Origin of the sequence: Fulvivirga sp. M361 (assembly GCF_007097395.1) — a bacterium.
Classification (GTDB): Bacteria; Bacteroidota; Bacteroidia; order Cytophagales; family Cyclobacteriaceae; genus Fulvivirga.
This window is the reverse complement of the sequence record NZ_VKDC01000020.1, coordinates 78,700-91,853: the sequence shown is the minus strand read 5'-3', so window position 1 is coordinate 91,853 and position 13,154 is coordinate 78,700. Positions and strand designations below refer to the sequence as shown.

Genomic DNA, 13,154 nt, shown 5'->3' with positions numbered 1-13,154 from the left:
TGTATACGAAGTTAAAGCCAACTGGATATCAATATATACGACATAAAACAGTTAAAAGGATGCCTGTTGTCAGTAAATTGACATCTTTCCTGACTAAAGACCCTTCCAGGACCAAAAAGGTTTAAATTGCGGCTTTAATTTTTTCCCTTGGTATTTAACGATAATCATAAGAAAATATTGGCAGGTCCGGCCGTGACAGAGCAAGTAGCACGTGACCTTGTAAAACGTATTGAAGGCAAAGATTTTACGGTAACAGAGATATTAAAAGATACTTCAAGAAGTACGGTATATCGTATCGCTGTAGGTAAAATGGACCTCATTTACAAAATTCCTCATGAAAAGAACTCACGGCATTGGATACGTTTCCTCACTTTATTTAGAAGTGGCGAGGCCTTTAAGAACATTCAGGGAATGGTGCTGTTGGAAAAAGAAGGATTTCAATCAATAAAGCCCATATTGGCCTGTGAGTATAGAAAAAAAGGCATGGTAATGGATTCATGGTTACTGTATGAATACCTCCCTGGCTCTTCATGTCTTGGGCATGAAGAAACTTATCCGGACGTGGTAAAGTTACTTTCAGATCTACATCAAAGCAACCTGCTCCATGGTGACCCCCAGATCAGGAATTTCCTCGTTAAAGGCGACCAACTATATATCATTGATGCAAGTCCAAAAAGGTCAGGATCGAAATTTAAAAAACGCTATGAGTTTGCTTATCTCAGGAAAAGTGCACCCGATATAGAAAAATATTTTGGAGACTACATCAACTCCTTTTACTACCGCATTGCAATAAAGTATGACCTTTATAACCAACGTATAACAAGCATAAAAAAAACACTGAAAGCCATAATCAGTGGTAATAAATCAAAAAATTGACCTTTATAAAAGCGTACTTTCTCACTTTTCAATCAAATAGATTGTTTTCGCTTCAACACTAAATAATCTTCTATTGCCTTGTAGGCCTCAAAATAATCATTCTCTTCTATTTCCCAATCTCTAAACCATTTGAATTCTTTATCTATCTTACGCTGGTGATCTATAACAATATAGTCTATATCAAACCTTTCAGCGGCTAATTGCAGTAATTCTTGCTGAGTCAGCTTTCTATTTTCCATATCCTCAATGTATTCATATGTTTTGTATGAGAAGATATGATAATCATCAATGTTATTGTAGATCATCCCCCACGGACCAAGCACCTTAGTACCTTTTTCAATGGCAGAAAGCGCCTCCGAATGCATTAAAACATGATCTCTGTTACGCTTGAACACGGTTACAAATGAAATAGACGCAAATACCAATTGAGCAGTAACCCCTACTAAAAAAAAAACTTTAAACCCCTTCCGTGTTTCCAACTTCAAGCTGACAATGACCATCGATATAATTACGATCATAAAAGGCATTAAATAAGTGAGATAACGCGGAGAATGACTACTTGAAAGTACGCCAAGTACCAACATCAAAATAAGTGTATAGGTCAATAAGTACGGGCATTGTTTTTTAAGGTATTTAAAGCGAGCTATTAATGAGAAGAGAAACAGACCACTGATTCCCCAAACATCGTGGTCCCAAAAATAGCGTTTATGCTCACCTGCCAGTCGTAGCAAATTGTTGCCTATGGTTCCAAGTATGCCACCTCCGTCAATTTTCTCTCCAAAAGTACTTTGATGTGTCGGCCAGTTTCGTAGTTGGAACATATAAGTCTCGATGGCCTCATTGCTCCAAAGCCCATCGCTATATATAAGGCATATAGGTACTGTGATCATCGAAAAAACGAACATTCCACGCCACTCCCGATAAAAAACAAGAAATAAAAATGCTGAAACAGCAAAAACAACAGCGTTAAGATGGGTAAGAAATGCCAAACCTGAGAACAAACCCGCTAAAACCACGCTAATCCAGGCTTTATCCAAAACAAATTTTCTCAGATTATAAAATGACAGAAAACCCAATGTCATTACCATAACCCGGACGGAACATAAAGCCGCGGTGTATGAGTTCGGGAGTAATAAACAAAAGCAGTAAAACCAGCCATGGAAGCTCCCTACGTCCCGGATAACTCCGGCTCGTAAATTTAAATAAATAATAAGCTAAGCATAAGAATAAACCTAGTATGAACGTCTTAAATATATAAACACTCCAACCAAAAGTAAGTATGAGCGCGGCACAAACCCACACAAACAATTTATGATAGATCAGCATATTATCAGTCCAATCAAATACTCCTGGCATACTTTTAAGTTTCACATTGCCTTCTTCTACCAGCCAGTAGGCTTGCTCTCCAAACCAGGGTTCATCCTGTTGTATTTCCCGATGATAGAGTGAAAACGCAAATACCAATAAAACTAGTAGTAATAAGACATTAACAATTTTTGTCGAAAAAGCCTTTTCGTATAATCGATGTAACATATGGTTTGGAGTGCTTGCTGTAGGAGGTACTTTGAACAGGGTGTATAAAGCCGTTAAATGGCTGAATAAAATCTCACTTTGATATTTATCATAAATAAACGACGAACAATTGGTGTATGCAAAAGAATAGCTCATTTTACCCTGTCACACATTTGAGGTATGATGGACAAAATGAGCCATTAATATGGGCACTGCGTTTACCTCTTTACAAGTAATTCATTTGAATGGATCAGGCGAATGAATTCGGCACGATATCCTTCTTTATCTTCTCCTCTGGCATTTTTAGCAAGTTCCAGTATATCTTTGTGTGTTATACTCCCCTTATAATCAGAGTCTCTCAATTCCATACCAAAGGCAGCCACTGCCGCAGACCAACGGAAGTTGTCAGAAGTTTTATCCAATCTATTGCCTTCATCTTTTAACTCTTTAACAATCAAGCTACTTTGATCTTCGTTGGGCTTCTTATACCTTAGCTTTACTGTCATCAATTCATCTGAGCTATGAGCTTCTTCAGCTACCTGTGTCTTTTGATATTTCAGATCGTCTACCAAAAACTGGCTTTTTATGCCAACCGGAATGACTTCATACAATGCTGTAACAGTATGTCCTGATCCTAACTCACCAGCATCTTTCTTGTCATTGTTAAAATCTTCATCTTTCAACAATCTGTTCTCATACCCTACCAATCGATATGCTTTTATTTTAGTGGGGTTAAACTCCACCTGGATCTTTACGTCTTTTGCAATGGTAAAAAGAGTACCACCAAACTCATTCACAAATACTTTTTGCGCTTCCAGAATGTTGTCCACATAAGCATAATTACCATTGCCCTTATCCGCCAGGATCTCCATTTTGGAGTCTTTATAATTCCCCATACCAAATCCAAGTACCGTAAGGAACACTCCTTCATCTCGTTTGTCTTTTATCAAATCTTCCATAGATTGGTTACTGGACGCCCCCACATTGAAATCTCCATCTGTTGCCAAAATCACTCTGTTATTACCATTCTTTTTGAAGTTCTGCCTGGCGATGTTATAAGCTAACGTTATGCCAGCCCCACCTGCAGTAGAACCGCCTGCAGAAAGCTGATCCATGGCATTCAGTATTTTATCTTTTTCTGATCCTGTCGTAGCGGGTAATACCTCACCTGCAGCTCCGGCATATACTACTATGGCTACATGATCTTCAGGGCGCAGCTTATCTACCAATAACCGAAATGCTGATTTTAGCAATGGCAGCTTGTTGGGTGAATTCATAGAACCAGACACATCGACAAGAAAAACCAAGTTAGACGGAGGTAGATCTTTCGTCGGAATATTCTTCCCTTGTAAACCTATATGGATGAGTCTATGATCTTTATTCCAGGGAGCGCTCGATATTTCCGTAGTAATAGAAAAGGGATCATTTCCTTTTGGTTGCTTATAATCATATGTAAAATAATTCACCATCTCCTCTATCCGCACCGCATCTTTAGGAGGTTGCTGACCCTGTGTCAAAAACCTACGTACATTACTATATGAGGCTGCATCTACATCTATAGAGAAGGTCGATAACGGATTGTTGAGAGGATTACGGAAAGTGTTCTCTTCTATAGCAGCATAATCTTCTGTGTTCGGCTGCGATGGTGTAAGCACTCTTCTGTAAACAGGAGATACGGATGGAGATGTAACATTAAAGGAGTTTTCTGAATCATACATCACCCGTGATTTCTTCCTTTCCTTACGACGCCCACTTCTTGTTCCTCCCACCACTACTATTTCACTCAACTCAGCAACACTTTCATGTAACACTACATCAATCACTGACTCCTTTCTCACCACTACTTTATGACTTTTAAAACCAATAAACTGAAATACCACAACACCTCCTGAAGCAGGGATTTTAAGGCTGTATTCTCCATTTATATCAGTGACAGTGCCTATACTGGTTCCTTCCAGTATTACGTTAACCCCTAATATAGGACCGCCATCTGAGGCAGAAGTCACTTTTCCGGTAATCTGACGTCCTTGCCTTCCGACCATGGAAGTAAGTGACGCTACCAATAAAATCATGGTTATTATCCTTTTCATAATGCTATTTTTTGATGAAACTCACTAACAGGATGTCAGTGAAATACAGATTCCATAAATCGTTGCAATTTTTTTTTTAGTTTCGAAACATGAAGCCCCGGTCACAGGAAGAAATTAACGAAGAGCTGGCGCTAATCGACCGGTACAAAAGTACAGGTGATATGGTCATAGCCGGGATGCTGTATAAAAAGTATATGCACCTTGTCTATGGGCTTTGTCTCAAATACCTTAAGCATAAGGAAGATAGTCAGGACGCAGTAATGCAATTGTTTGAAAAGGTGGCAGAAAGCCTTAAAACACATGAGGTAAGTAACTTCAAAAGCTGGCTTTATGTGGTGAGCAAGAACTTTTGCCTGATGCAACTGCGTAGTAAACAAAACAAAATTCATACACAAACGAAGGATATTGATCGTGTGGATATGGAAAATGGTATGATGCTGCATCATGAAGATGAGACATCTGTGTTAGAAGATGACCTGAGCAAGCTGGAGTTATGTATAGAACAGCTTCAAAATGAACAGAAGACCTGTGTTGAATTGTTTTATCTTCAAAAAAAGTCGTATAAAGAGATTGTGGAAAACACTTCCTTTGAATTAAAAAAAGTAAAAAGCCATGTGCAAAATGGCAAACGCAACCTGAAGATCTGCATGGAAAAGAGTAAATGAGTGATAACGAAAACCATATGGACCCGCTTTCTGCGGAGCAAATGAGTAAATACCTGAACGGTGAGCTATCTGATAAAGAGATGCACCGTATGGAAAAACTCATGCTTGATTCAGATTTTGAATCAGAAGCCATGGAAGGTTTTGAAGGATCAGGGATAAACTTAAAAAATGATCTGGCTGACCTCAACAGTAGATTGGAAGAACGTATTCATTCTGAAAAGAAAATTTTTCCAGCCTGGTTCAAAATTGCCGCTTCCATCGCTATCCTTGCCATAAGCGCAGTAATTGTATTTACCTGGGATTTTCAATCTGACAATGAACAGCTCGTACAAAAAGATACGGATAGGGTTGAAAACAAAATTCCGGCTGAGGAAGAGAGTAAGGAGTTGCCTGAGATGGTGAGTAAAAGCCTGAGAGATGACTCCTTAATCGCCCTAAATGAGACAATAGCCACTGAAGAAGAGACCCAAAATCCGTTATCACCCCCTGAACAGACGGCCTCCTTACCTGATGGTCCAAAAATCGAAGCGGTAGAGGAGGAAGAGATAATGGTGGCGGATGTCAAAAAAGTTGATAAGCTGGCATTAAACAGAATATCAGAAGAAGTAGCCGGGTTGGAGATTTCAAAAGCCGATGATTCAGAAATTGCAGACACACAAGCTGAAGCCGATGAAATAATGGAAACAACAGCGGAACCTTCAAACCTTTCTAGTGAGACCTCAAATGAGTTGAAACAAGCAGCGCCTGCCAGGACATCTTCAGCTAGAAAGCAAGCGTTGTACAAGAAAGAAAAAAACAAGACATCTTCCGGCAGAGTGATACGTGGACAAGTAGTATCGGAAAGTGATGGAGCAGGTATACCAGGGGTCAATGTGATCTTAAAAGGTACTAACAAAGGAACTGTCACTGATATTGAAGGGAATTATACCATTACCATCCCTGCCCTGGAAGAAGCGGTCTTATCTTTTAACTATATCGGCTATTCCTCCATAGAAAAAGAAGTAAATGACAATGAAACATTGGATGCATCTTTATATGTAGATAATGCAAGTCTATCCGAAGTAGTCGTGGTTGGAAGCAACAATGGCAGCACTACCCCTCCTCCTGTACGTATCGGAGCAAAACCTGTTCACGGTAGGTCTGACTATAAAAGATACCTGGAAAATAATATACGCATTCCCGCTGACTCACTGAAAGGCAGAGTGATCGTAGAATTTGACGTACGTCCTAACGGGGACTTATCCAATTTCACCATCAAAAAAGGACTTAAAACCGAATATGACCTGGAAGCCATACGACTCATAAAAGAGGGACCCAACTGGACACCTGCCACCGAAAACGACAGGCCGGTACTTTCCAAAACACAAGTCAAAGTAAGGTTTAAATGATCGCCTAAGGTGTTTTTTCGTCAGGCCAGTCATTTTTAAAATCCACCCAATACTTCTGTACTGTAGAACGCACTTCTTTATGCAAGAGAATAATACCGAGCAAATTAGGTAATGTCATAATCGCAATAGTAATGTTAGCCAGTATCCAAATGACTGTGGTATCAGCAAATGAAGCCAGGAAAAACCCTGCCACATAAAACATTCGGTAAACAACAATGTATTTGGTACCAAACAAATAAGTGGTAGCACGGTCTCCGTAATAGGACCATGAAATGGCGGTTGAAAAAGCAAAAAGTAATAGTCCAATGGTCACAATATATTTACCATTGTCTCCCAAAAAGCTCATTCTAAAAGCTTCAGTGGTCAATGTGGAGCTATGTACCAATGATTTACCGGTAAATGTGACATTACGATCTTTTGAATCAACCTGTCCATCTTTAATAGTAAGCTGGCCTGAAAACGGTTCCCCATCCAGCAGAATCTTTACATTTTCGGCTATTGAACGGGCGTGAAGTACAGTCACTACGGTCTTTATTGAGCCATCCTGAACATCAAGTTCTCCGGTAAAAAGACTTACCGGATCAGTCTCAGCTCCCACAAGATGCTGATAAAGCTTTTTCTGATCGGTGGCATCTGTATCGCTATAGACCTCTCCTAAAATAGTCAGGTCAGAATATTGGAACTCGTTATCAAATTTTTGATTCCAGGCTCCTGATGATAGTAATACTAATCCAGTCAGTGTACATATAATTATTGTGTCAATAAATGGTTCTAATATAGCCACCATTCCTTCTGACACCGGTTCATGCGCTTTAGCAGCGGCATGCGCTATTGGTGCTGAACCCTGACCTGCTTCATTGGAAAAAAGACCACGTGCTACCCCCCGGTTAAATGCAAATGCAAAGTTGGCCCCCATGAAACCTCCGATAGCAGCACTCCCGGTAAATACACTTGAGAATATGGATATAAAAGATGGAATAATATTCTCATAATGGGTGAAGATCACAGCCAATGCTCCTAAAAAATAAAGTATGGCCATGCCCGGTACTAATTTCTCAGTGACTTTGACAATTCTCTTGATACCTCCCAAGATAACCAGAGCCAGAATAACAGCCAGTACAGCACCTGTAACCATAGGTTTAACGCCAAAAGTGGATTGTACAGACGCTGCAATATTATTGACCTGTGGCATATTACCAGTGCCGAAAGAAGACATAATGGTGGCAAAAGCGAAAATGGCACCTAACCATCCTAAATGCATTTTTTTGCCGAATATGTTGAACTGAGCGTTCTTCATATAGTACATGGGGCCACCGGCTATTAACCCAGACTCGTCCTTTTCACGGTATTTATGGGACAGCGTCACCTCCACAAATTTGGTAGTCATACCAAAAAACGCCGTCATTAACATCCAAAACAGTGCTGCAGGCCCTCCGACATGCAGAGCAAGAGCAACACCACCGATATTTCCTGTACCCACCGTACCCGAAAGCGCTGTGGCCAATGCCTGAAAGTGAGAAGCATCGCCTTCATCATCTTTTTTATCAAACTTACCTTTAACTACTTTTAACGCATGTCCGAAATAGCGTATTTGAGGGAAACCAAGATAGAAAGTAAAAAATAGTCCGGTTCCCAATAGTACATACGGAAACCACCAAGCCCCGCCAATCATTCCATCGATCAGGGATAAAACATCATTTACTTGCTCCATAAGTTAGGTTAGTTGATTTTAGCACGAAAGGACAAATCTAGTAAATTAATCCAGTCAGCAAAAAAGGCAATTGATAAGTGGAACTGTCCAATAATTAACAGTCAAATGAACCGGACTCATACCCTTCAATATGATTGGCCGATACAAAAGCCAGATATAATAAAGTCCTTTCTTCAAATTTAGATGATACTTTGTCATACAGCTGACTGTTGGCAATTACATCGTCTCAAACTTCATTGTTAGAACTGAGCCTAAAAGTCAGAAAACAAAGATTTCAGGCACTCTGGTCTTCAGAATTGATAATAAACACAGGTTCATTTCTCATGAACTGAACCTGACTTTTAAACAAATTCACCATACTGAACTAATAATTAACCGGCTACAGGTAAAATCCATGTATTCCAATCAACTTTTTGGTGCAGAAAGCGTTCATAATCCTATTCCCATTAAGTAAATGTATACGAGAAAAATCATCACCTTAATTGCTTTAATTTTTATTGGCCCATCAGTTCTTAAAGCGCAACATTCAGATATAATTGATAAACTGAGAAAAGAATTGTTTTACTCAGAGTTTGACCTCGAGAAGAGCATGGCTTTTTACGACAAAATTGTTGACACCAAGTTACGTACACCTCTTATGCTGGCATATCAGGGAGCTGCAAAAGCTTTAATAGCTAAATATTCCTGGAACCCGGTCACCAAGATAAATGCTTTAAATAACCTGCAAAAATTAATGGCAGAAGCGGTCAGAATGGATACGAATAACCTGGAAATTCGTTTCCTGAGATTTTATATAGAAACAAATATCCCTCAGTATATTGGATACAAAAAAAGCACTGAGAAAGACTGGGATATATTGATCAAAAATGTGGCTATTGTAAAAGATCTGAATATTGAAAAAGATATTTCCGATTATATTCTTTCTTTCATGAGGCAAACGATTATTGATAAGGAAAGTAAAACATTGAAAGCCGGCATAGTTAACGATTGATCAACTGCTTTTTTTCATAATACAAAAAAGATCCAGCGCCTCATCCACTTTATCCGTTAAGAAAAAATCCTCGTGTACGATCTCGTTTACTAACGCGTCATTACTTGACTTTAATTTGTTACGATTTAACCTGTTTAGCAAGTCATAAGGTATTCGTAACAAGGGTGCGGGTAATCGATATTGTAAGTTAAGAATGTCAAAACGTGTGATCTTTTGTACTGATCTTTTATTCATCTCATAATACGTCATTACGTTTTCATTACCAGCAATACCCTTGACTTCAGTTTCATCGAAGATTGACCCGGCAAGTTGCTGTAACTGGTCGGCTGTATATTCACGGATGTGCCACGGATTCCTGGTAAGTGTCATCTTAATATTGGGCGTAGTAATTAAAGCGACACCGCCGGGCTTCAATACCCTTTTCATTTCTTCCAGATAATATCTGTCTGCTTTGATGTGCTCGATTACCTGAAAGCTTACAATGACATCGTACTTGTCACTCTCCAATTTCGCAAAGGGAGGGATATTATCCTGAATGAAATGGTAGGCAGGATATTTGCTTTTGAGAGTGTCGATTACCGTGTGAATCTTATCTACTGCCGTAAATGAACTTACCTTGTCTTTGAATAACTCCAGGCCTCTTCCCTCTCCGCACCCTATTTCCAGCAGGTCTCCGTGCAGATATTCATCTGCCAGATAGTATGCTTTTAGTAAGCGTTGATGGATTGGATTATCAGAAGCTATTTTGTCAGAAGCTATTTCAGTAGTGTAAACACTCATGGCACAATTTTTGGCAAAAATAGATTAATGTAAATTAAATATCCTGTCAGGTTCTTTTTAATTTAAAAACCGAAAACCTTAATCTCTTTACAGTGAAAAAGCATTTCCACATTATAACACTCCTCTCACTGTTTTTTTTGAATGTGAGCCTGAGTAAGGTTAGTGCTCAAAGTGACCTGAGCTCAGTCAATTTTGTCTACCAATATGACCCTAAAGGTGAGCTGTTCGTCAATTATCGTATTTCTAATAAGGCAAATACGGATAGTCTGGAGCTGATCTGCCAGTTAGTCCTCAATGATGCCAAGGCCTCTGTAACCAATTATCATTTTTCTGTGTATCAGGCGAGCAGCTATAAGGAAAAGTTGGTGAATCAGGTGCCTGTTAACAGTTCATTCATTGGTAGCAGAGGGAACAGCCACTTTTGGAGTTTTTCGTTCGCCGCTGTAGAACCTTCAAAAATATTAGTGTTGGAAATAGTAAGCAGCTTAAGTCAGATCCGGTATTACTATGATATTATATCAAGTGAGATCTCACCTATCCGATTAGCCGATCAGTCAAAAGTACCCATTGTAAAAAGCTGGCTGCAACCTGACGAATTTTGTATTTCACAACGCCCAGGTACAGCCTTATATTATGCTCATGATTTTAAGCCTGCCTTACCTCCTATGGTGACACGTAATCCAGCCCCTGGAAAAGAGTTAAAAATTGATTCTATGTTTTCAATTGTTCCCTCAAATAGATTTGCACTTCGCAAACCCGGGCTAAATCTCTTGCAAAAAGATACCAGTGACGTAAGTGGGTTGACTATATTATCGGTAGACAAATATTTTCCTAAAGCAGCTAAACTGGACCAATTGATAGCGCCTCTGATTTACATTACAACAAAAGAGGAATGGATCAAACTCGCCAGTGGTAACGTTGAAAAAAAAGATTTCGACAAATTCTGGATGGATATGACCAAATCCCAGACGCGGGCAAAAAAGATCATCAAAGTATATTATGACCGGGTAGAAGAAGCCAACCAGTTTTTTACCACCTATAAAGAGGGCTGGAAAACTGACAAAGGACTTATTTATATCGTGTTCGGCCTTCCTGATCAGATAACCCGAATAGGTGATAAAGAAATATGGAGGTATGATGATAGCCAGGAAGGGCCTATGCTCGAATTTGAATTTTTACGGGTCAATAGTGTTTTTTCTGCTCAACATTATGTGCTTATTCGCGAAAAGAAATATGCTAACGCATGGTTTAGAGGGGTAAATACACTGAGAAAAGTAAGATTTTAATGAACAAGCACTCGAACAAAGAATTTGTGTTTGGCATACGTGCCATTATAGAGACGATCCAGTCTGATAAAGAAATAGATAAGCTTTTCATACAAAAGAACCTCTCCAATCCATTGATCAAAGAGTTAGTGGATACCGCCCGGAAATATCGTATTCCTTTTCAGCAAGTACCTATCGAAAAACTGAATCGGATCACTCGTAAAAACCACCAGGGAGCCATTGCCTTTATTTCTTCTATCCAATATGGATCGTTGGACAATGTGATCAGTGAAGCTTTTCAACGTGGTAAAGAACCCCTGTTGCTATTGCTGGATCGTATTACGGATGTAAGGAATTTCGGGGCCATTGCCCGAACTGCGGAATGTGCCGGAGTAGATGCCATTATAGTACCTGCTCGTGGTGGAGCTGCAATTAATAGCGATGCCATGAAAACATCTGCCGGAGCTTTAAATTACATTCCGGTATGCCGGGAGGACAATCTGAAAAATACTATTCGATATCTGAAAGATAGTGGCATCAAAGTCATCGGCTGCACGGAAAAAACGGATACCAATATTTACTCCGTCGATTATCGTCAACCCGTATGCCTGATCCTGGGTTCGGAAGAGGACGGCATATCCGGCGAATACCTTCGCCTATGTGATGAAAAAGGAAGGATACCACTCACAGGTAATATTGACTCTCTCAACGTTTCCGTGTCTGCTGCCATCATTGTTTATGAGGCCATTCGCCAAAGAACTATGCGTTAGACACCTGCCATTGCTATAGATATTCAGGGCCTTTTTTATCCTTCACGCCCGCCACGTATTCTCTAAATTTATGCTCCTCACTTTTTTTACAAATCAGTATTACATTATCGCATTCAGCCACCAGATAGTCATCCAGCCCTTGTGCTACGATCAGTTTCTCCTTAGAGCCCTTGATCATAGAATTTGTAGTTTCAAAAAGAAGTGCATTGCCCTGTATTGCATTACCATCTTCATTTTTATTGCTAAGCTCGTGAAGTGACTCCCATGAGCCCAGATCGGACCAGCCAAAATCACCTAATACCACATAAACTTCTTTTGCTTTTTCCATTATTCCGTAGTCAATGGAAACATTGTTACATTGATAATAGGCTTTTTCGATTGCCCCTTTTTCATCGGGTGTATTGAATGCCGGAACTGCTTCCTGAAAAAGTTCTGCCATTTCCGGTAGTATTTTCTCGAAAGCACCGATGATAGCTTTGGCACTCCAGATGAACATGCCAGAATTCCAAACAAAATCACCGCTATCCAAAAACTTCTGAGCTAGTTCACGTTCAGGCTTTTCTGTAAATGTTTTTACTTTCTTTACTTCTGTTTCTCCCGGCAGGTATTGGATATAACCATATCCGGTTTCCGGACGGTTGGGTTTTAAGCCAATTGTCAATAATTTATGGTCATCAGCAGCCATTACCGCTGTATTCAGTACTTCATTAAAAACCGGCTCATTAAATATAACGTGATCTGAAGGAGTTACCGTGATAACTGCTTCGGAGTTAATTTTAGCTATCTTGTAGGCCGCATAGGCAATGCAGGGAGCTGTATTTTTACGTGAAGGTTCACACAGTATTTGGTCATCCGTAAGGGCCGGTAATTGTTCTTTTACCGCCGGACCATACCTATCATTGGTCACTACGTAAACATTGGCCGATGAGGTATTAGCCGTAAACCGATCATAGGTCATTTGCAGTAGTGAGCGGCCCGTATTTAAAATATCCAGAAATTGTTTGGGTCTGTCCTGCCTGCTGTATGGCCAGAATCTGCTGCCTATGCCCCCAGCCATGATAACTACATAGTGATTCTCCGGTTGTGTCATTTTATTCTTTGATTGA

General features: G+C 39.8%; 12 protein-coding genes. 6 read left to right on the top strand and 6 right to left on the bottom strand.

Going from position 1 to position 13,154, the window contains the following annotated elements; genetic code table 11:
• Nucleotides 1-147: 147 nt before the first annotated feature.
• Nucleotides 148-876, top strand: a complete 729-nt coding sequence (locus tag FNH22_RS20395; protein WP_143400289.1) for a lipopolysaccharide core heptose(II) kinase RfaY — start codon at nucleotides 148-150, stop codon at nucleotides 874-876.
• Between the two features lie 32 nt (nucleotides 877-908).
• On the opposite strand, the gene FNH22_RS20390 is transcribed toward FNH22_RS20395, so the two are convergent.
• The 3 genes from FNH22_RS20390 to FNH22_RS20380 form a co-directional block, all read right to left on the bottom strand.
• Nucleotides 909-1,913, bottom strand: coding sequence for a hypothetical protein (locus FNH22_RS20390; protein WP_143400288.1), 1,005 nt, complete (start codon nucleotides 1,911-1,913; stop codon nucleotides 909-911).
• Between the two features lie 16 nt (nucleotides 1,914-1,929).
• Nucleotides 1,930-2,409: a hypothetical protein gene (locus FNH22_RS20385; protein WP_143400287.1), complete on the bottom strand. Its 480-nt coding sequence runs from the start codon at nucleotides 2,407-2,409 to the stop codon at nucleotides 1,930-1,932.
• 197 nt (nucleotides 2,410-2,606) lie between these two features.
• On the bottom strand, nucleotides 2,607-4,478 hold the full coding sequence (locus tag FNH22_RS20380) for a VWA domain-containing protein (RefSeq protein WP_143400286.1): 1,872 nt from the start codon (nucleotides 4,476-4,478) through the stop codon (nucleotides 2,607-2,609).
• Nucleotides 4,479-4,567: 89 nt separating this feature from the next.
• Between FNH22_RS20380 and FNH22_RS20375 the strand changes: the two genes are divergently transcribed.
• On the top strand, nucleotides 4,568-5,143 hold the full coding sequence (locus tag FNH22_RS20375) for an RNA polymerase sigma factor (RefSeq protein WP_143400285.1): 576 nt from the start codon (nucleotides 4,568-4,570) through the stop codon (nucleotides 5,141-5,143).
• Nucleotides 5,140-6,531 (top strand): carboxypeptidase-like regulatory domain-containing protein, encoded by a 1,392-nt coding sequence (locus FNH22_RS20370; RefSeq protein WP_143400284.1) that lies wholly within the window; start codon nucleotides 5,140-5,142, stop codon nucleotides 6,529-6,531. Before FNH22_RS20375 ends, FNH22_RS20370 begins: the two co-directional genes overlap by 4 nt.
• A 4-nt stretch (nucleotides 6,532-6,535) precedes the next feature.
• Here the strand turns inward: FNH22_RS20370 and FNH22_RS20365 are convergent, their stop codons facing one another.
• Nucleotides 6,536-8,242: a sodium:alanine symporter family protein gene (locus FNH22_RS20365; RefSeq protein WP_143400283.1), complete on the bottom strand. Its 1,707-nt coding sequence runs from the start codon at nucleotides 8,240-8,242 to the stop codon at nucleotides 6,536-6,538.
• 454 nt (nucleotides 8,243-8,696) lie between these two features.
• Here FNH22_RS20365 and FNH22_RS20360 point away from each other — a divergent pair, with 454 nt between their 5' ends.
• Nucleotides 8,697-9,233 (top strand): hypothetical protein, encoded by a 537-nt coding sequence (locus tag FNH22_RS20360; RefSeq protein ID WP_143400282.1) that lies wholly within the window; start codon nucleotides 8,697-8,699, stop codon nucleotides 9,231-9,233.
• Here the strand turns inward: FNH22_RS20360 and FNH22_RS20355 are convergent, their stop codons facing one another.
• Nucleotides 9,234-10,013 (bottom strand): bifunctional 2-polyprenyl-6-hydroxyphenol methylase/3-demethylubiquinol 3-O-methyltransferase UbiG, encoded by a 780-nt coding sequence (locus FNH22_RS20355; protein ID WP_143400281.1) that lies wholly within the window; start codon nucleotides 10,011-10,013, stop codon nucleotides 9,234-9,236. It abuts the gene before it with no gap.
• 92 nt (nucleotides 10,014-10,105) lie between these two features.
• On the opposite strand from FNH22_RS20355, the gene FNH22_RS20350 reads away from it, so the two are divergent.
• Nucleotides 10,106-11,299 (top strand): GWxTD domain-containing protein, encoded by a 1,194-nt coding sequence (locus tag FNH22_RS20350; protein WP_143400280.1) that lies wholly within the window; start codon nucleotides 10,106-10,108, stop codon nucleotides 11,297-11,299.
• Entirely contained in the window at nucleotides 11,299-12,048 is a 750-nt protein-coding gene (rlmB, locus tag FNH22_RS20345; protein WP_143400279.1) for a 23S rRNA (guanosine(2251)-2'-O)-methyltransferase RlmB, read from the top strand. The genes FNH22_RS20350 and rlmB overlap by 1 nt, the downstream gene beginning before the upstream one ends.
• A 13-nt stretch (nucleotides 12,049-12,061) precedes the next feature.
• Here rlmB and FNH22_RS20340 read toward each other — a convergent pair whose 3' ends face one another.
• Complete coding sequence (locus tag FNH22_RS20340) at nucleotides 12,062-13,138, bottom strand: mannose-1-phosphate guanylyltransferase (protein WP_255518114.1); 1,077 nt, start codon at nucleotides 13,136-13,138, stop codon at nucleotides 12,062-12,064.
• Nucleotides 13,139-13,154: the final 16 nt, after the last annotated feature.

What these genes read in the sequence shown, in the direction of transcription:
- FNH22_RS20375 (WP_143400285.1), top strand. Translation starts at nt 4,568, where the DNA reads ATGAAGCCCCGGTCACAGGAAGAAATTAACGAAGAGCTGGCGCTAATC.
- FNH22_RS20360 (WP_143400282.1), top strand. Translation starts at nt 8,697, where the DNA reads ATGTATACGAGAAAAATCATCACCTTAATTGCTTTAATTTTTATTGGC.
- FNH22_RS20340 (WP_255518114.1), bottom strand. Translation starts at nt 13,138, where the DNA reads ATGACACAACCGGAGAATCACTATGTAGTTATCATGGCTGGGGGCATA.
- FNH22_RS20370 (WP_143400284.1), top strand. Translation starts at nt 5,140, where the DNA reads ATGAGTGATAACGAAAACCATATGGACCCGCTTTCTGCGGAGCAAATG.
- rlmB (WP_143400279.1), top strand. Translation starts at nt 11,299, where the DNA reads ATGAACAAGCACTCGAACAAAGAATTTGTGTTTGGCATACGTGCCATT.
- FNH22_RS20385 (WP_143400287.1), bottom strand. Translation starts at nt 2,409, where the DNA reads ATGTTACATCGATTATACGAAAAGGCTTTTTCGACAAAAATTGTTAAT.
- FNH22_RS20355 (WP_143400281.1), bottom strand. Translation starts at nt 10,013, where the DNA reads ATGAGTGTTTACACTACTGAAATAGCTTCTGACAAAATAGCTTCTGAT.
- FNH22_RS20365 (WP_143400283.1), bottom strand. Translation starts at nt 8,242, where the DNA reads ATGGAGCAAGTAAATGATGTTTTATCCCTGATCGATGGAATGATTGGC.
- FNH22_RS20380 (WP_143400286.1), bottom strand. Translation starts at nt 4,478, where the DNA reads ATGAAAAGGATAATAACCATGATTTTATTGGTAGCGTCACTTACTTCC.